This window comes from Mycobacterium genavense ATCC 51234, assembly GCF_000526915.1.
Taxonomy (GTDB): Bacteria; Actinomycetota; Actinomycetes; order Mycobacteriales; family Mycobacteriaceae; genus Mycobacterium; species Mycobacterium genavense.
Window position 1 is genome coordinate 1 of the sequence record NZ_JAGZ01000014.1, and the last position, 18,549, is coordinate 18,549.

Below are 18,549 nucleotides of genomic sequence, written 5' to 3' on the forward strand. Positions count from 1 at the left end.
AACTGTTCTCCATCCTGATGGGCGAGGACGTCGACGCACGCCGCAGCTTCATCACCCGCAACGCCAAAGACGTTCGCTTCCTGGACATCTGAGCACGTCTGAGACACCAACGAGGACTACATGACTGACACCACGCTGCCGCCGGGCGACGACTCGGTCGACCGGATCGAACCGGTCGACATCCAGCAGGAGATGCAGCGCAGCTACATCGATTACGCGATGAGCGTGATCGTGGGCCGCGCGCTGCCGGAGGTCCGCGACGGCCTCAAGCCGGTGCACCGCCGGGTGCTCTACGCGATGTTCGACTCGGGATTCCGCCCGGACCGCAGCCACGCGAAGTCGGCGCGGTCGGTCGCCGAGACGATGGGTAACTACCACCCGCACGGTGACGCGTCGATCTACGACACCCTGGTCCGGATGGCGCAGCCGTGGTCGCTGCGCTACCCGCTGGTCGACGGGCAGGGCAACTTCGGTTCGCCGGGCAACGACCCGCCGGCCGCCATGCGGTACACCGAAGCCCGGCTGACGCCGTTGGCCATGGAGATGCTGCGCGAAATCGACGAGGAGACAGTCGATTTCATCCCCAACTACGACGGCCGGGTGCAAGAACCGACCGTGCTGCCCAGCCGGTTCCCCAACCTGCTGGCCAACGGTTCGGGTGGCATCGCGGTCGGCATGGCCACCAACATCCCGCCGCACAACCTCGGCGAGCTCGCCGAGGCGGTGTTCTGGTGCCTGGACAATCACGAGGCCGACGAAGAGGCCACCCTCGCCGCGGTGTGCGAACGGGTGAAGGGCCCGGACTTCCCCACCCACGGTCTGATCGTCGGATCGCAGGGGATCCACGACGCCTACACCACCGGCCGCGGTTCCATTCGGATGCGCGGAGTTGTTGAGGTAGAAGAGGATTCGCGTGGCCGGACCTCGCTGGTCATCACCGAGCTGCCGTATCAGGTCAACCACGACAACTTCATCACCTCGATCGCTGAGCAGGTCCGCGACGGCAAGCTCGCCGGGATCTCCAACATCGAGGACCAGTCCAGCGACCGGGTGGGTCTGCGGATCGTCGTCGAGGTCAAGCGGGACGCCGTCGCGAAGGTGGTGCTGAACAACCTCTACAAGCACACCCAACTGCAGACCAGCTTCGGCGCCAACATGCTGTCCATCGTCGACGGCGTGCCGCGCACGCTGCGCCTGGACCAGATGATCCGGCTCTACGTCGAACACCAACTCGACGTGATCATTCGCCGGACCACCTACCGGCTGCGGAAAGCCAACGAGCGGGCCCGCATTCTGCGCGGTCTGGTCAAAGCGCTGGACGCGCTGGACGAAGTCATCGCGTTGATCCGGGCTTCGGAAACCGTCGACATCGCCCGGGCCGGCTTGATCGAGCTGCTCGATATCGACGAGATCCAGGCCCAGGCGATCCTGGACATGCAGTTGCGCCGGCTGGCGGCCCTGGAGCGCCAGCGCATCATCGACGACCTGGCCAAGATCGAAGCCGAGATCGCCGACCTGGAAGACATCCTGGCCAAGCCGGAGCGGCAGCGCGGCATCGTGCGCGACGAGCTCGCCGAGATCGTCGAGAAGCACGGCGACGCCCGGCGGACCCGCATCGTCGCGGCCGACGGCGACGTCAACGACGAGGACCTGATCGCGCGCGAGGACGTCGTTGTCACGATCACCGAAACCGGCTACGCCAAACGCACCAAGACCGACCTGTACCGCAGCCAGAAGCGCGGCGGGAAGGGCGTGCAGGGGGCTGGTCTCAAACAGGACGACATCGTCGCGCACTTCTTCGTGTCGTCAACGCACGACTGGATTCTGTTCTTCACCACGCAGGGGCGGGTGTATCGGGCCAAGGCCTACGAGCTGCCGGAGGCGTCCCGCACGGCACGCGGCCAGCACGTCGCCAACCTGTTGGCCTTCCAGCCCGAGGAACGCATCGCGCAGGTCATCCAGATCCGCAGCTACGAAGATGCGCCATATCTGGTGTTGGCCACCAAGAACGGTCTGGTGAAGAAGTCCAAGCTGACCGACTTCGACTCCAACCGCTCCGGCGGGATCGTCGCGATCAACCTGCGTGATGGCGACGAGCTGGTCGGGGCCGTGCTGTGCTCGGCCGAGGACGATCTGCTGCTGGTCTCGGCCAACGGGCAGTCCATCCGGTTCTCGGCGACCGACGAGGCGCTGCGACCGATGGGCCGCGCCACCTCCGGTGTGCAGGGCATGCGTTTCAACGAGGACGACCGGCTGCTGTCGCTGAATGTGGTGCAGGAAGGCATGTTCCTGTTGGTCGCTACGGCCGGGGGTTACGCCAAACGCACCGCGATCGAGGAGTACCCGGTGCAGGGCCGCGGCGGCAAGGGCGTCTTGACCGTCCAGTACGACCGCCGCCGTGGCAGTCTGGTGGGGGCGTTGATTGTCGACGACGACAGCGAGTTGTACGCGATCACCTCGGGTGGTGATGTCATCCGTACCGTAGCGCGCCAGGTCCGTAAGGCCGGCCGGCAGACCAAGGGCGTTCGGTTGATGAACCTGGGTGAGGGCGACACGCTGTTGGCCATTGCCCGCAACGCCGAGGAAAGTGCGGACGAGGACGGCGAGGAACGCGTCGACGAGCCGCAGAGCTAGCCCGCCAGGGCCGCGGCCCGGGCAGTCGCCTGCCAAGGGACTGTCACCGGACAGGGGCAACTAGACTCAGCCCGACCAGAGACAGTGCACGGGCCACCGACCGGGCGGCCGCAAAGGTAAGGAGTTCCGGTGACCTCACCGAGCGAGCCGGGTGCCCCCAAGAAGGGCGACAGCCAGAACGGGGACGTTTCGGCCGAGCGGACCGGTGCCCACCCGCGCGGGACGCCCTCCCAGGCAGGCCGTAGTCCGGACGGGGGCGACTCGCCGCCGTGGCATCGCGGCGTTGCCCGGGCCGCCAACCCCGGGAATCGTCAAAGCGAACCGCCGGGCGAGGCGCGGCCGCCGGGCCCGCCCTCCGGCGTCGACGCGCGGGTCAACCGCTTCATCTCGGGCGGCAACGCGCCCGGCCGCGGCGACGGCCCCACGCACGAGGCTTACGCCAGCGAGTTGCCCGACCTGTCCGGCGGGATTCAGCGCGGCACCGCCCCGGAGCGCGGCTCGGAATCGCCGCAGCCGGCCGGGCGCTCGACGGTGACGGAATCTCGGGAGAACCGGGACAGCCTGGTTCAGGTTTCGCGGCGGCGAGGAGGCCCGGTGCGGGCCAGCATGCAGATCCGGCGCATTGATCCGTGGAGCACCTTGAAGGTGTCCCTGATGCTTTCGGTGGCATTGTTCTTCGTCTGGATGATCGCGGTGGCGTTCCTGTATCTGGTGCTCGGCGGCATGGGCGTGTGGGCCAAGCTCAACAGCAACGTCGGTGACCTGCTGAACAACACCAGCGGCAGCAGCGGGGAACTGGTCTCGAGCGGGACCATCTTCGGTGGAGCCGTGCTGATCGGATTGGTCAACATCGTGTTGTTGACGGCGATGGCCACGATCGGCGCGTTCGTCTACAACCTGACCACCGACTTGATTGGCGGCGTCGAAGTCACGTTGGCGGACCGCGATTAGTGCAGGTGTTGGGGTGGGGCGGCGATTGCGGTAATCTCGTCGCTCGGCCGTACGCGTGTACGGGCCTATAGCTCAGGCGGTTAGAGCGCTTCGCTGATAACGAAGAGGTCGGAGGTTCGAGTCCTCCTAGGCCCACAACCATGTACCCGTCTAGACGTTGTGTGAGACTTGCATTGCCGTTGGCGCTGATCGTCTTGGTGACGGCGGTGCTGCGGTCACGCCGTGGCGTCGAGGTCTGGCACGTGGCAGCAGTTGATCCCGCACCGGTTGTCGAGGGGCCTTAGCTCAGTTGGTAGAGCACTGCCTTTGCAAGGCAGGTGTCAGGGGTTCGATTCCCCTAGGCTCCACAGGTGAAATTCGCAGTTCAGGCAGTGTTTGCGCCAACAGCATCGACGCCGAATCGGACCTGTCGACCACATTGTGGCCACAATTGCCAGTTAAAAGAGCGTTGATGGTTACCCCGACAGCCTCCACATCCGACCCGTACAGGTGCCTGTACCGGTCCAACGTCAGCCCCGCGGACTCATGGCCCAACATGTTCTGCAGCTCGTAGTTGACCAAGGGTGAAGCTGTTCATTAGCGGCTCCGTCTTCCGCCGATCATTCAACGCGGCGACTACTACGAGCCTGGTCAGAGCCCCGGTATGAGGTCTCTTCGTGAGGTGGCCGCGGCCGTTCGCTAAGCTCAGAGCAGAAGGCTAGGCTTCTGTGGCTAGAGTGACGTGTGTGACTTGACGCCGTCGTCTAAAGTGCCTACGTTGTAAATACCCACCTTGTCCTCTCGTCAGGGCGGGATCTTTTCCTCTACACGCTTCATGACGATGGACGTAGGTTCATCGTCATGAAGATCGGGGTTTACGTAGACGCTTACAACCTGTACTACGGTATGCGCGCTCACTGCGGTCGCGGCACGGCGGGCTGGCGGTGGCTCGATATTCGCGGTCTCGCGAATAGCCTCTGCGGTTGGCAGGGGGCATCGGTGCACCGGATCGTGTACTGCACTGCCCGCGTAGATCCAGCCGATAGCCCTAGCGCCTACACGGACCAGGACATCTACCTGAAAGCGCTGCGAACTCACGGGACGATCGATGTCCTAGAGCTCGGCCGCTATGTGGCTTAGGCCAAGGTTGCCCCGCTGGCGAATAAGACTGCATCTGGTGGTGTGCAAGTGATCGTCCCGTCGGGCGCAGAGTCCTGGCAAGGCATACCCGTCCAATCGGCCACCGGCAGCGACGGTACCCCGCTTCCCCTCGCAACTGTTCGGGTGCGCGAAGAGAAGGGGTCTGACGTGAACGTCGCGACCCACCTTCTCGCGTATGTATTTCGCGGCGAGGTAAAGGCTGCGATCGTCATCTCAAATGACTCTGATCTGGCGCTGCCCCTGGAGATAGCCCGCACGCTCGTTCCGGTGGGCACCGTGAACCCGGGTAACAAACTCCTAGCGGGTGCGCTGCGTGGGCTGCCGAACGATGGCGCTGGCAGACACTGGTGGGGGCGGCTATCGCCGCGCCAGTACTACACCAATCAGATGCCGGATACCGTCGGCCGTTGGACTAAACCAGTCGACTGGTGACCCGAAAGGCTCACGCGGTGCGCTGAATTGGTTGCGTGATCGACCAATGATCGGCCGCGTGGATCCGCGCTTGTCGTTCAAACCTAGACTGCTGCGGACGGAAGACGGCGGCCATCATGAGCTGGCGGTGTTCGTAGTCGGCGCGCGCGGCGGTGGCGGCGCGGCGGCGGTTCCGGCGGTCGACCCAGAGGGCGCGGCGACGATGAGTACCGGGATGAAGATCCACGGGTACGCCAGCGTGACGCTGACGGCGGTGAACATTGTCGGAACCCCGAACACCGTCGCGCAGAACGGATGCCGATGCACCCAGCTCTGCCGGCCGGACTCGTCGAGCTCGAACCCGCACCACGGGCACCAATGGTTAGTCATCTGGCCATTTCATCGTCAGCTGGGCCTTATCGGGGTCGGCTATTCCCTGGATGGCTTTCGCCAGTTGCGCCAGGCCCTCGGCGAGTTGCCGGATCTCGGTGTTCTGGGCTTCGGATCCGAGCTTGCTGAAGCGCTCATTGGCCTCGCGCGCTTCCTTCCACGCATCAATCATGTTGGTGAAGCTACGCCGGGGCACTGACAATGGACGTATTCTGACCACAATTTGACCACAGTTACAGATAACTACCGTTAACTACGGTTGTGCATTTCCGCATGTCGATCAGGCTGTAACCCGTTGAACGGCGGCGCGATTCGCCTTTGCAAGGCAGGTGTCAGGGGTTCGGTTCCCCTAGGCTCCACAAATCAAGAAACGCCGCCCCGGTGCTAGGCGTACCGACTGAATTACCGACTCCTGCTTAGACATTGGCCGCCGGCCCGCGGAGCCAAACCCACTCATTTGCTACGTCCAGGTAAACTCACTCGGCCGGCAAGGCCACAGCCACAGTATTAGCTGTATCGTGCCGCTCATGATCAAATCAGCGCGGGTCGCCGGAACCGTGACGCTGGGAGCGGCATTGACGTTCGGCGGAGTCGGAATTGGCATCGGGCTGGCTCCGCCAGCATCTGCGGGCTGTCAGGGCACCCTCATTCCGGGCGAGTCCTACTGCGACAAGCCGCCGGGCCCGAACGGCGTCTACGAGCGGTGCCACCAGGCCCCCAGCTACCCGGTCTTCGGTGGCCGCGGTGTGATCGAGGACGTGACGCCGCCGCCCGAGTGCTACCCGGTTGACCCGTCGCAGCCGATCCCCTGGGTCAGCCGCCGAACCACATCGACGACTGACGCCGGCGCGGCGCCGAGTGGGATTCGCAGGCGATACCGTCGATGTCCCGGTCTAGCCATTGTCCGTAGGCCGGGTCGCCTCGCGGGATGTTGTACCGCCCGTCCTTCGCGGCCGCCTTGCAGTTCGCGTACGGCCACCAATCCCGTGTGCCGAGTTCCCCAGGCGCACAGGACTTTCGGGCCTCGCCGGGGAGTGACGCGGCGAGGTCTTACTGGGTCGTGATTTGTGTGGGCGCCGGAGCGTCGGCGCATCCCGTGGCCGTCGCCGACAGCACGGGAGCGATCAGGATCGGCGGCCTAACGCCAGTTAGCGGGATGATCCGGGACAACGGATCGCGAACGGGCACAATGCAATCGGTAAATTTTGAGCGGCGGGCGTCAGGGCCGCTGCTGCACGTCCACGCTGGGTGGTCGCGGCGACGGATCGGGGTTGTCCCGATTGGTCGAACGCCGGACGATGCTGAATGCTGCCGCACCGCCGGCCAGGACCACGACGGCCACTGCCGCGATCAGCAGGGGGCGCTTGCTGCGGCGGCGCCGGGATTTGCGCGCGTCCTGCAATGCCTGCGGCAGGCACGACACCACCTCCTGCGCAGTCGTTTCCTGTGCCGCGGCGATATCGCGAGAAAGTTGGCCTTGACGGTAGCGGCGACGCAACTCCGCTGCGGTCGCCTGTACGGTGTCGGCCCCCAACCCGATGACACCGCGAGTGACGTCGACCGGTCCCACCGCCGAGTAGGCCAGGCCCCGGGACAGTCGCTGCCTGGGGGTCAGCCGGGATTCCGCCGTCGCGTTCATCTGCCGCCTTTCCGCGCCGGGTCGTGGAACCTACAGACTGCCACCATAAGAACACCGGCGTGCCGATTGCCGCGCGGCGGCGGGATTTTTGGCGCCGGGTCCCCGTCGAGCGACACCCGGTGCGGGCGCGGCCGCGGGCAATGGCAGACTCTGGTGTCGTGACCAACAGCCCGTATCAGACTGCCATTGCCACACTGCACACCAACCGCGGCGACATCAAGATCGCTTTGTTTGGAAACCACGCGCCGAAGACTGTCGCCAACTTCGTTGGCCTGGCGCAGGGCACCAAGGAGTACTCGACCCAAAATGCGTCGGGCGGTCCTTCCGGTCCGTTCTACGACGGCGCGGTCTTTCACAGAGTGATCCAGGGCTTCATGATCCAGGGCGGGGACCCGACCGGCACCGGCCGCGGCGGGCCGGGCTACCAATTCGCCGACGAGTTCCACCCCGAGCTGCAGTTCGACAAGCCCTACCTGCTGGCCATGGCCAACGCGGGGCCGGGCACCAACGGCTCGCAATTCTTCATCACCGTCGGACAGACGCCGCACCTGAACCGGCGTCACACCATCTTCGGCGAGGTGGTCGAGCCCGAGTCGCAGCGGGTGGTCGACGCGATCGCCACGACGGCGACCGACGGCAACGACCGTCCGACCGAGCCGGTCGTCATCGAGTCGATCACGATCTCCTGAATCGGTTGCGCTAACCCGGCTCGCCGCCGCGTCGACCGGCATAGCCGGCGTCGGTGAGCGCGTCGAGCACGCCTAGCGGCTCGGTGCCGAGGTCCCAGCGCGAGAACAGCACCAGGCTGTCGTCGGCCGTTTCGACTTCCAGGAAGCGCACCTTGCGCCCCATCCGGCGGAACTCGGTGATCCGAATGATCTTGATGTCGGCGTGCCGCAATACCTGCGTCCGGAACCATCCCCGGATGACCAAACCGGCGGGGGTAATTGCTAGCTTTGGGCGTGCGCGCCACGTCGCGCCCGCAAACAACAGCAGACCCGCCCCGGCAATCCCCACCATGACGCGCCCCGGCAGGTCTGTGACCACGGTCACACTCGCGATAGCCATAAACAGCCCGCCGAGGCCACAACCAGCAACTCCCGCCGCACGCGGCTCCCATTGCGTTTGCTGCACGCCGTCCTTAACCCCTCCCACCACCGCCGATACAGTTATCCACATCAGCTATCAACAGTGGGGATAAATCACACGCGTGTGATTGGGTGCCCACAAGGTTGCTGGCGCAGCCAGGGAACGGCTCCAAGATGAATTCATTCCGAATTTGATCTTGGTTAGTGCCAGCGCATCGTGAGCAACAAACCGGTGATCATGAAAGCGAACGCGATCGCGTAGTTCCACGGGCCCAGTTGCGCCATCCAATTCAGGGCGGTCGGTGCCTGGCTTCCGACGGCCGCCAACTGGAACACCATCAGCCAAACAAGACCGATCAACATCAGTCCCACGAACAGCGCGACGAACCACACGCTGGAGGGCCCGACTTTCACCTTCACCGGCGTCCGGCTAACCGCGCTGACGGTGAAGTCGTTCTTCTTGCGGACCTTGGACTTGGGCATGACTACCTCGGGATCACAATGAGCGGGACGGGGTGCAACGATAGTGGTTGTAGCTACCCGCAGGACTTGGCTACGAGATTAACCCACCTGGCCCCCCGACCAGGAAATTGGAGACTCGATGATCCAGACCCGCCGGTCACCATGGCGCTTCGGGGTGCCACTGGTTTGTCTGCTGGCCGGACTGCTGCTGGCGGCCACCCACGGGGTGTCCGGTGGCGCCGAGATCCGTCGCAGCGACGCGCCGCGCCTGGTCGACTTGGTGCGTGAGACGCAGGCCTCGGTGAATCGCCTCAAGGCCGAGCGGGACCAACTGGCAGGCAAGATCGACTCGACGCATCTTCGGTCGTCCGATGCCGCATTGGCGGCAATGCTGCGGCGCTCGGCCGAGTTGGCCGCTGAAGCGGACACGACCCCGGTCCACGGGCCGGGGCTGGTGGTGACGCTGGACGACGCCCAGCGCGACGCCAACGGCCGTTTCCCTCGCAATACCTCTCCCGACGACCTGGTGGTCCACCAGCAAGACATCCTGGCCGTCCTCAACGCCATGTGGAGTGCCGGCGCCGAGGCGATCCAGATGCAGGATCAGCGGATCATCGCCACGTCGGTGCCGCGCTGTGTCGGCAACACGCTCCTGCTCAACGGGCGCACCTACAGCCCGCCGTACACGATCACGGCGATCGGCAACCCCGCCGCCATGCAAGCCGCCCTCGGCGCTGCTCCCCTGGTGGTCCTCTACAAGCAGTACGTCGTGCGGTTCGGCCTCGGCTACCACGAGGACGTCAAGCCCGACGTGCAGCTCGTCGGCCACACCGAGCCGGTCCAGATGCATTTCGCGCAGCCGGGCGGCCCCGTCGACTACTGAGGGGCCACGGAGCCGGCCCCGACGTTCGGCGGGCGGTAACCTGACACGATGCGGATCCTGGTTGTCGACAACTACGACAGCTTCGTGTTCAACCTCGTGCAGTACTTGGGGCAACTCGGCGTCGAAGCTGACGTGTGGCGCAACGACGACGCCAGGCTGTCCGATCAAGCCGGCATCGCCGCGCAGTTCGACGGTGTGCTGCTCAGCCCCGGGCCGGGCACCCCGGAACGTGCGGGTGCCTCGATCGACCTGGTCCGGGCGTGCGCCGCAGCGGCCACCCCGCTGCTGGGCGTCTGTCTCGGGCACCAGGCCATCGGGGTGGCGTTCGGTGCTACCGTCGACCGAGCACCCGAACTGCTGCACGGCAAGACCAGCAGCGTCCACCACACGAATTCCGGTGTGCTGCAAGGACTTCCGGATCCGTTCACGGCGACTCGTTACCACTCGCTGACCATCCTGCCGGAGTCGCTGCCGCCGGTGCTGGAGGTGACGGCCCAGACCCGCAGCGGGGTCATCATGGCCGTGCGTCACACCGAACTGCCCATCCACGGTGTGCAGTTCCACCCGGAGTCGATCCTCACTGAGGGCGGTCACCGGATACTGGCCAACTGGCTGGCCTGTTGCGGGTGGTCGCGCGATGACACTTTGGTCCGCCGGCTGGAGAACGAGGTCCGCTGCGCGGTGCGGCCGTATTTTCCCGACCCGGGGGCTACTGACCGAACTTCAGCGTGATGATGCCGTCCCGGTTGACCCCGGCGCCGGCCGGCGGGTTCTGGTAGACGACCTTGTGGGACTGGGAGCCGCCGGCGTCGACGTCGGCGCCCTTGTCCAGCACGCCCGTCCAGCCCAGCGCGCGTAACCGTGGCTCGGCGTCGGTCCAGAACATGCCGGTCAGGTCGGGCATCAGGAACTGATTGCCCTTCGACACCTGCAGCTCGACTATCGAGTCAACCGGAATCGTCTGTCCCTTGGGCGGATTGGTGCCGATCACCTCACCGGCCGGCCGGGGGCTGTCCACCGAAGTCTCGGTGATCTTGGTGAAGCCGTAGACCGTCAAGTTCTTCTGTGCGACGTCGATGGTCTGGCCCGCGACGTCGGGAACCTGCTTGGTCTCGGGGCCGGACCCCACGATCACGGTGACGACGTTGGTGATCGCCGACGTCTGGTTGGCGGGTGGATTGGTGCCGACCACCTTGCCCAGCAACTCCGGCGTCGACGGCGAGTTCGCCTGCTTGAATTTGGTGAACCCGGCGGCCTTGAGTTTGCTGACCGCGTCGGCGTAACTCATCGAGGACACGTCGGGTACTTCACGTTGTTCCGGTCCGGTCGATACGTTGATCGTGATCTCGTCACCGGCCGCCACTGACGCGTTCGCGCCGGGATCGGTGCTGATGACGTGGTCGGGCGGGATCGACGAGTCGGGCTTTTGCAGGGTGCGGGTCTTGAAGCCGCGATTCTGCAGCGCGGCAACGGCATCGGCAGACACCTGGCCGCGCATGTCGGGCACTTGCACATCGCGGGTCGATCCGCCGAACGTGTTGAATGCGATCACGACGACGATCGTGAGCACCGCCAGCACGGCGACCGCGACGACCCAGCGACCGACCGGACCGCCCATCCGTTCGGGGTCGGTGTCGCTAAAGTGTTGGCGCGGTAGCGGATCGGTGCGCGAACCATGGCCTGGACCGGTCGAGGCCAGCAGTGAGGTGCGCTCGGCATCGGTGAGTACCTTCGGCGCTTCCGGCGGTTCCCCGTTGTGCACCCGAACCAGATCGGCGCGCATCTCCGCCGCGGTTTGGTAGCGGTTGTCCGGATTTTTGGCCAGCGCCTTGAGCACAACGGCGTCGAGGTCGGGGGAAATGCCCGCGTGCCGCTTCGAGGGCGCCACGGGGTCCACGCGAACATGTTGGTAGGCAACCGAAACCGGCGAATCGCCGGTGAAAGGTGGTTCACCCGTGAGGATTTCGTAAAGCACACAGCCCAGCGAGTAGACATCGGAGCGGGCGTCGACGGAATCACCCCGGGCCTGCTCCGGCGAAAGATACTGTGCGGTCCCGATTACGGCCGCGGTCTGGGTGACGCTGTTGCCGCTGTCGGCGATCGCCCGCGCGATGCCGAAGTCCATCACCTTGACCGCATTGGTCGTGCTGATCATGATGTTCGCCGGCTTGACGTCGCGGTGGATGATGCCGTTTTGGTGGCTGAAGTTCAGCGCCTGGCAGGCGTCGGCGATGATCTCGATCGCGCGCCGCGGCGGCAGGGGCCCGTCGTTGTGCACGATGTCGCGCAATGTGACGCCGTCGACGTACTCCATGACGATGTAGGGCAGCGGGCCGGCGGGGGTTTCCGCCTCGCCGGTGTCGTAGACCGCGACGATCGCCGGGTGATTGAGCGCTGCGGCGTTCTGCGCCTCGCGACGGAACCGCAAATAGAAACTGGGGTCGCGGGCAAGGTCGGCGCGCAGCACCTTCACCGCGACGTCACGGTGCAAGCGGACGTCACGGGCGAGGTGAACCTCGGACATACCCCCGAAACCGAGGATGTCGCCCAGTTCGTAGCGGTCGGACAGATGCTGCGGGGTGGTCATTGCGGTGTCTCGTGTCGGGCCGGCGAAAGGCTGGGCGTCAGGGGGGTGGCCCAGCTCAGTTCGGGTGGCCTGCCGTGAAATCCAGAATTACCTATCGCGCCGCGATCCGTCCAATCCGGGCGCCAACCCGGCGCGAAACCGCTCGGGGTCTTGGTGGCCGGCGGCGCGGTCGCCGGCGGTGTCCCGGTGTCGGTGACCGTCGGGGGCGGCGGCTGCTGGTTGTCACCGCGAGAGTTGATCACGATGAGCACCGCGATGATGATGGCGAGCGCCCCGAGCACCCCGGCGGCCCACAGCAGTGCGCGCTGCCCGGAGGAAAAGGTGCGACGGGCCGGCGGTGGGCGGCGACCGCTGGCGGCCGGCCGCGATCGGCTGGCCGCCGCGCCCCGCGCACTGGGCGCGGCGGTGGTCCGGGTCTGCGGGCTCGACGGAATGGCGGCCGGCGAGGCGCGTCCCGGCGGCGGTGACTGGCTAGGCCGCGGCGGACGTCGCCCGGCGCGAACCGCGGCGACCGCGTCGGCGAACGGCCCACCACTGCGGTAACGCATGCCGGGGTTCTTGACCAGCGTGATCTCGATGAGTTCGCGCACATTGGGCGGAAGCTCCTGCGGCAGCGGCGGGGGCGGTTCCTTGATGTGCTTCATCGCCACCGTCAACGCGCCGTCGCCGGTGAACGGGCGCTTGCCCGAAACCACCTCGTAGCCAACGACTCCCAGCGAGTACACGTCGCTGGAGGGGGTGGCATCGTGGCCCAGCGCCTGCTCGGGCGCGATGTATTGAGCGGTGCCCATCACCATGCCGGTCTGAGTGACGGGCGCGGCGTCGACGGCCTTGGCGATACCGAAGTCGGTGATCTTCACCTGACCAGTCGGGGTAATCAGGATGTTGCCCGGTTTGACGTCGCGGTGGACCAGACCGGCGGCATGGGCGACCTGCAGCGCGCGGCCCGTCTGCTCGAGCATGTCCAGCGCGTGGCGCAGCGACAGCCGGCCCGTGCGCTTGAGCACCGAGTTCAGCGGCTCACCGTTGACCAGCTCCATCACCAGATAGGCGGTGCGACCTTCGCCATCCAGCTGGCTCTCGCCGTAGTCGTGCACGGCGGCGATCCCCGGGTGGTTGAGCATCGCGGTCGTCCGCGCCTCGGCACGGAACCGCTCGATGAACTCGGGGTCCTGGGAGAACTCCGCCTTGAGGACCTTGACGGCCACCCGCCGGCCCAGCCGGCTGTCGACGGCCTCCCACACCTGGCCCATGCCGCCGGTGGCGATGAGACGCTGTAGCCGGTACCTGCCCGACAGCGTCACTCCAACTCGGGGGCTCATGGCTTGTCTCCCGCACGCTCCGGTCCTCGCGCGTTCCGCGCTGCGATCCTCACGCGCGCTCGCCTGCGCGGGCTCATGGGCCCCCCTGCAATGCGGCCTGGATGACGGCCCGCCCGATCGGCGCCGCGATAGCCCCGCCGGTCGCCGACAGGCGGTCGCCCCCGTTCTCCACGAGTACCGCCACCGCCACCTTCGGGGCCTGGGCGGGGGCGAACGCGATGTACCACGCGTGCGGCGGAGTGTTGCGCGGGTTGGCGCCATGCTCTGCGGTACCGGTCTTGGATGCGATCTGCACGCCGGGAATGGCCCCTTTCTGCTGCGCAGCCTTCTCGGCACCGATCATGAGCTCTGTCAGCTTAACGGCGATCTGCGGTGATACCGCGCGACGCTGCTGATAGGGCGCAGTCGTGCTGATGTTGGCCAAGTCCGGTCCCTTGAGGCTTTCGACCAGGTAAGGCTGCATCGTCACGCCGTCGTTCGCGATCGTCGCGGCGATCTCCGCGTTCTGCAGCGGGGTCAGCGCCACGTCTTTCTGCCCGATGCTAGACATCCCGAGAGCGGCGGCATCCGCGATTATCCCAACAGTGGATTCCGCCACTTGAAGCGGAATCACGCTGGGGTTGCTGTCCATGCCGAACGAATGTGCCATGCTGCGCAGGGCCTCGGCTCCGGTGAGGATGCCCAGCTGGACGAATGCGGTGTTGCACGACCTGGCGAAGGCCTCGCTCAGCGAAACGGTCGGCTGGTCGCCACACGGCAGGCCGCCGTAGTTCTCCAAGGTGGCGGTGCTGTTGGGCAGCGGGATCGTGGGCGCCGCCGTCAGCTGCTCGTCGTCCTTGGCCCCGGCCTGCAGTGCCGCCGCGGTGGTGATCACCTTGAAGGTCGAACCGGGTGGGTAGGTCTCCGACATCGCACGGTTGGTGAGCGGGCTGTCCGGGTCGTCGCGCAGCCGCTGCCACGCCTGCGCCTGCACCTCGGGGTCGTGGGAGGACAGCAGGTTGGGGTCATACGACGGCGAGGACACCATGGCCAGAATTTTGCCGGTGGACGGCTCCAGGGCCACCACGGCTCCCTTGCACGGCGGCCCGCCGCAACCCTGCTGCATCGCGTCCCAGGCAGCCTGCTGCATCCGGGGATTGATCGTGGTGTCGACGTTGCCGCCGCGCGGGTCACGGCCGGTGAAGAAGTCGGCCAGCCGGCGCCCGAACAGCCGCGCGTCGGAGCCGTTCAGCAGCGAGTTCTCCGCGCGTTCCAGCCCGGAGCTGGAATACCGCAACGAGTAGAAGCCGGTGATCGGCGCATACACCGTGGGGTTGGGATACACCCGCAGGAAACGAAACCGGCTGTCGGTGGCCACCGAATAGGCCAGCAGCTGGCCGCCCGCGATGATCTGACCGCGCTGGCGCGAGTACTCGTCGAGCAGGACGCGCTGGTTGCGCGGGTCTGCCCGTAGCCCGTCGGCGGCGAACACCTGCGTTATGGTGGCGTTGAGAAGGAGCAGCACGATCAACGCCATCACGGTCATCGAGATGCGACGGAGCGAGGTGTTCATACCTTCTGAATCACCTCGGTGCCGGCCGCCGCGATCGGCGACGTGTCGCGCGTGCGGGATCGCAACGGGCGTCGGGCGCTGTGCGAGACGCGCGCCAGGATGGCCAACAACACGTAGTTGGCCAGCAGTGAGGACCCGCCGTAGGACATCCACGGTGTGGTCAGTCCGGTGAGCGGGATCAGCTGGGTGACACCGCCGACGACGATGAACAGCTGGATCGCCAGGGTCGATGCCAGGCCCGCGGCCAGCAGCTTGCCGAAGCTGTCGCGCGCCGCGATCGCCGTGCGCATGCCCCGGACGATGACGATGGTGTAGAGCATCAAGATGCTGGCCAACCCGACCAGTCCGAGTTCCTCACCGAATGCGGCGATGATGAAGTCGGTGGAGGCGGCCGGTACCGTGTCGGGCTGGCCGTTGCCCAGACCGGTGCCGAAGATGCCTCCGGTGGCAAAGCTGAACAGCGACTGCACGATCTGATAGCCGCTACCGTCGGGGTCGGAGAAAGGATCCCACCACATCTGCACCCGGGTCCGCACGTGCGCGAACATGAAATACGCCGCAACGCTTCCCGCGGCGAACAGCGTCAGCCCGATGACCACCCAACTGAAACGCTGCGTGGCCAGGTAGACCACCACCAGAAACGACGCGTAAAGCAATAGCGAAGTGCCGAGGTCTTTTTCGAAGACCATGACGACGATCGAGATCACCCACGCCGCCAACAGCGGGGCGAGGTCTCGCGGGCGGGGCAGCGTCATCCCCATCAGGTGCTTGCCGACGCTGGTGAACAGACCGCGCTTGGCGACCAGCACCGCGGAGAAGAAGATCAGCAGCAGAATCTTGGAGAACTCGGCGGGCTGAATTGAGAAGCCCGGCAAGCGAATCCAGATTTTGGCGCCGTTCTGCTCGGACAGCGAGGCCGGCAGAACCGCGGGGATGGCCAAGAAGACCAGACCGGTGAGCCCGAAAATGTAGCCGTAGCGCGCCAGCTGCCGGTGGTCTTTGAGGAAGGTGACGACGAGTGCGAACGTGGCGACGCCGACCAGGGTCCACAGCACTTGTTGGGTGGCGCTGGGGTGATGACGACCGCTGAGCTCGTTGCCGACGAGGTCCAGGCGGTGGATCATCACCAGGCCAAGTCCGTTGAGCAGCGCCACAATTGGCAACAGCAGCGGATCGGTGTAGGGCGCGAAGCGCCTGATGGCCAGGTGCGCGCTTCCGAACAGAGCCAGAAAGCCGAGCCCGTAGCTGGCAAGCGCCCAGTCCAGGCCGTGCTCCTGGTTCGCATCGACGATCAGCAGCGCGGCGACGGTGATCACTGCGGCGAAGCACAACAGCAGCAGTTCGGAGTTGCGTCGAGTCGGCAGCGGCGGGGTGACCGTGACCGGAGGTTGGACCTGCGTGGTCATGCAGCCGCCCGGCAGTCGATGCCCGGCTGTGGTGGGAGTGGCGGGAGCGTGGTCACCGTCGGGGAAGGGGGCGGGGCCGACGTGGTCGCGGGCGCAGCAGCACTGGTACTGGTACTGGCTGGGTCGGTGCCGACAGGCGAGCTGTTGGGTGGGGTGCCGGTGGAAGGGGCGGGGGGCGCGGTGACACTGGGCGGAGTCGCCAGGCTGGTCGCCGGGCTCGGCGAGCCGGGCAGTGACGTCGCCCGGGGCGGCGGGCACGGTGGCAGCAAGTTGTTGGCCGACAACTCTTTCAACTGCGCCTCGGCCTCGTCGAGAGTCCCGGCGGGAAGCCCGGCCAACACTTGTGCGCGCGCGGCGGGGCGCAGGTCCTGCAATTGCATGAGGCGGCAGTCGGGGTGCCCACCGGATTGGCTGAAGCCGATGATCGATAAGTCGTTGCGTGCGTTGAGACAGCCCACCAAATAGGGTTCGTGCAGCGACACTCCCAGCAGGGATCCTTGGATCCCCTTCATGATCGACACCATGCCGTCGTATTCGGTGACGTAGTAGTTGCTTCGGATGATCGCGCGTCCGATGGCCAGGCCCGTGAGCGCCAGCAGCACCACCAGCGTGGTGACGATGAACATTCGCCGCCAGGCAAACCGGGGCCGGGGCACGGGCTCCTCTTGTTGCACAACGCGTTTGGCGGGCTCTTTGCGGGGACCGATGGCAGAAGCCCGCCCGGCCGAAGTGTTGGGCAACGTCAGCTGGTCTTCTTCACCGGAGACCGCGCCGGCCAGAATCGGCTGAGTCTGGCCATAGTCGTAGTCGACGACGTCGGCGACCACGACCGTCACGTTGTCGGGCCCGCCGCCGCGTAGCGCCAATTCGATTAGGCGGTAAGCACTTTCAGCAACGTCGGGTATCTGGAGTGCTTCGTGGATGGTCTCGTCGCTTACCGGGTCGGACAACCCGTCCGAGCAGAGCAGGTAGCGATCACCGGCGCGCGCTTCGCGCATGGTCAAAGTGGGCTTGACCTCGTGGCCGGTCAGTGCCCGCATGATCAGCGATCGTTGCGGATGGCTGTGCGCCTCTTCCTTGGTGATTCGTCCTTCGTCGACCAGGGTTTGGACGAAGGTGTCGTCCTTGGTGATCTGGGTCAGTTCGCCGTCGCGGAGCAGATAGCCGCGTGAGTCTCCGATGTGCACCAGCCCAAGACGGTTGCCCGCGAACAGGATTGCGGTAAGGGTGGTGCCCATCCCTTCGAGGTCGGGCTCCATCTCCACTTGGGCGGCGATGGCCGAGTTGCCGGCGCGCACTGCCGCATCGAGCTTGGCGAGCAGGTCGCCGCCGGGTTCGTCGTCGTCGAGGTGTGCCAGCGCGGCGATCACCAGCTGAGACGCGACTTCGCCGGCGGCGTGGCCGCCCATGCCGTCGGCCAGGGCCAGCAGTCGAGCGCCGGCATAGACCGAGTCTTCGTTGTTGGTGCGCACCAGGCCGCGATCGCTGCGGGCGGCATATCGCAGGACCAGGGTCACGGGCGCAGCTCGATTGCCGTCTTGCCGATCCGAATCGGCGTCCCGATTGGAACTCGTACCGCGGTGGTCACCTTCGCCCTGTCAAGGTAAGTGCCGTTGGTCGATCCTAGATCTTCGACGTACCATTCCGAGCCGCGCTGCGACAGCCGGGCATGCCGCGTCGAGGCGTAGTCGTCGGTCAGCACCAGCGTCGAATCGTCCGCGCGTCCGATCAACACCGGCTGCCCGCTGAGCGTGATGCGCGCACCTGCCAACGCCCCTTCGGTCACCACCAGATAGCGGGCAGCATGGCGGCGCTGGCGCGACGGCAGCAACGTGCCCCGCAACACCAAACCGCGGCGGACCATGACCGCACCGGTCGGTGCGTAGATGTCAGTCTTCAAGATCCGGAGAACAGACCAGATGAACACCCATAACAGCATCAAAAATCCGGCACGCGTCAGCTGCAGTACCAGTCCCTGCATCTGGCGTCCTTTCCGTCCTGGCGCCGCACCTCATGAATCCAAGCAACGTCACGATACTTGGAGGGCGGTCGACGCGGGGCGAAGTACGGCAGCTTATGCCCGC

At 66.0% G+C, this 18,549-nt stretch carries 17 protein-coding genes, 2 tRNA genes and 1 pseudogene; 10 read left to right on the plus strand and 10 right to left on the minus strand.

The genetic code is table 11. The features are described from left to right. The 7 genes from T428_RS36230 to T428_RS32980 form a co-directional block, all read left to right on the plus strand. Nucleotides 1-92: hypothetical protein (locus T428_RS36230; RefSeq protein ID WP_425412070.1), on the plus strand; the 92-nt coding region annotated here is incomplete at its 5' end. Between the two features lie 28 nt (nt 93-120). Continuing rightward, on the plus strand, nt 121-2,634 hold the full coding sequence (gyrA, locus tag T428_RS0121940) for a DNA gyrase subunit A (protein WP_025738155.1): 2,514 nt from the start codon (nt 121-123) through the stop codon (nt 2,632-2,634). Nucleotides 2,635-2,763: 129 nt separating this feature from the next. Next, nucleotides 2,764-3,585: a DUF3566 domain-containing protein gene (locus T428_RS0121945; RefSeq protein ID WP_025738156.1), complete on the plus strand. Its 822-nt coding sequence runs from the start codon at nt 2,764-2,766 to the stop codon at nt 3,583-3,585. Nucleotides 3,586-3,646: 61 nt separating this feature from the next. Then, nucleotides 3,647-3,720: transfer RNA gene (locus tag T428_RS0121950), tRNA-Ile, on the plus strand. A gap of 139 nt (nt 3,721-3,859) precedes the next feature. Further along, a tRNA-Ala gene (locus T428_RS0121955) sits at nt 3,860-3,932 on the plus strand. Nucleotides 3,933-4,872: 940 nt separating this feature from the next. Next, nucleotides 4,873-5,157: a PIN domain-containing protein gene (locus tag T428_RS35040; protein WP_245605036.1), complete on the plus strand. Its 285-nt coding sequence runs from the start codon at nt 4,873-4,875 to the stop codon at nt 5,155-5,157. Nucleotides 5,158-5,215: 58 nt separating this feature from the next. After that, nucleotides 5,216-5,725, plus strand: coding sequence for a hypothetical protein (locus T428_RS32980; RefSeq protein ID WP_169733691.1), 510 nt, complete (start codon nt 5,216-5,218; stop codon nt 5,723-5,725). 614 nt (nt 5,726-6,339) lie between these two features. Here the strand turns inward: T428_RS32980 and T428_RS32385 are convergent. After that, nucleotides 6,340-6,501: pseudogene (locus T428_RS32385) on the minus strand (excalibur calcium-binding domain-containing protein); the annotation flags it as partial. A gap of 244 nt (nt 6,502-6,745) precedes the next feature. Further along, nucleotides 6,746-7,165, minus strand: coding sequence for a cell wall synthesis protein CwsA (gene cwsA / locus T428_RS0121975; RefSeq protein ID WP_025738159.1), 420 nt, complete (start codon nt 7,163-7,165; stop codon nt 6,746-6,748). A gap of 140 nt (nt 7,166-7,305) precedes the next feature. Between cwsA and T428_RS0121980 the strand changes: the two genes are divergently transcribed. Beyond that, nucleotides 7,306-7,854: a peptidylprolyl isomerase gene (locus T428_RS0121980; protein ID WP_025738160.1), complete on the plus strand. Its 549-nt coding sequence runs from the start codon at nt 7,306-7,308 to the stop codon at nt 7,852-7,854. 10 nt (nt 7,855-7,864) lie between these two features. Here T428_RS0121980 and T428_RS0121985 read toward each other — a convergent pair whose 3' ends face one another. Then, entirely contained in the window at nt 7,865-8,299 is a 435-nt protein-coding gene (locus tag T428_RS0121985; RefSeq protein WP_025738161.1) for a PH domain-containing protein, read from the minus strand. A gap of 155 nt (nt 8,300-8,454) precedes the next feature. Further along, nucleotides 8,455-8,736, minus strand: a complete 282-nt coding sequence (gene crgA, locus T428_RS0121990; protein ID WP_025738162.1) for a cell division protein CrgA — start codon at nt 8,734-8,736, stop codon at nt 8,455-8,457. Between the two features lie 118 nt (nt 8,737-8,854). Here crgA and T428_RS0121995 point away from each other — a divergent pair, with 118 nt between their 5' ends. Then, nucleotides 8,855-9,598: a DUF881 domain-containing protein gene (locus tag T428_RS0121995; protein WP_025738163.1), complete on the plus strand. Its 744-nt coding sequence runs from the start codon at nt 8,855-8,857 to the stop codon at nt 9,596-9,598. Nucleotides 9,599-9,646: 48 nt separating this feature from the next. Next, nucleotides 9,647-10,330 (plus strand): aminodeoxychorismate/anthranilate synthase component II, encoded by a 684-nt coding sequence (locus T428_RS0122000; RefSeq protein WP_025738164.1) that lies wholly within the window; start codon nt 9,647-9,649, stop codon nt 10,328-10,330. On the opposite strand, the gene pknB is transcribed toward T428_RS0122000, so the two are convergent. The 6 genes from pknB to T428_RS0122030 form a co-directional block, all read right to left on the minus strand. Further along, nucleotides 10,308-12,185: a Stk1 family PASTA domain-containing Ser/Thr kinase gene (gene pknB / locus T428_RS0122005; RefSeq protein ID WP_025738224.1), complete on the minus strand. Its 1,878-nt coding sequence runs from the start codon at nt 12,183-12,185 to the stop codon at nt 10,308-10,310. The genes T428_RS0122000 and pknB overlap by 23 nt on opposite strands. Then, nucleotides 12,182-13,507 carry a serine/threonine-protein kinase gene (locus tag T428_RS30175; RefSeq protein WP_084298838.1) on the minus strand — a complete coding sequence of 442 codons (1,326 nt, stop codon included), beginning with the start codon at nt 13,505-13,507 and terminating at the stop codon, nt 12,182-12,184. The genes pknB and T428_RS30175 overlap by 4 nt, the downstream gene beginning before the upstream one ends. Before the next feature lie 73 nt (nt 13,508-13,580). Then, nucleotides 13,581-15,059, minus strand: coding sequence for a D,D-transpeptidase PbpA (pbpA, locus tag T428_RS0122015; RefSeq protein WP_025738165.1), 1,479 nt, complete (start codon nt 15,057-15,059; stop codon nt 13,581-13,583). Then, nucleotides 15,056-16,465 (minus strand): FtsW/RodA/SpoVE family cell cycle protein, encoded by a 1,410-nt coding sequence (locus tag T428_RS0122020; RefSeq protein WP_025738166.1) that lies wholly within the window; start codon nt 16,463-16,465, stop codon nt 15,056-15,058. The genes pbpA and T428_RS0122020 overlap by 4 nt, the downstream gene beginning before the upstream one ends. Then, nucleotides 16,462-17,982 carry a PP2C family protein-serine/threonine phosphatase gene (locus tag T428_RS0122025; RefSeq protein WP_025738167.1) on the minus strand — a complete coding sequence of 507 codons (1,521 nt, stop codon included), beginning with the start codon at nt 17,980-17,982 and terminating at the stop codon, nt 16,462-16,464. Before T428_RS0122025 ends, T428_RS0122020 begins: the two co-directional genes overlap by 4 nt. Further along, complete coding sequence (locus tag T428_RS0122030; protein WP_025738168.1) at nt 17,979-18,446, minus strand: FHA domain-containing protein FhaB/FipA; 468 nt, start codon at nt 18,444-18,446, stop codon at nt 17,979-17,981. Before T428_RS0122030 ends, T428_RS0122025 begins: the two co-directional genes overlap by 4 nt. Nucleotides 18,447-18,549 lie beyond the last annotated feature (103 nt).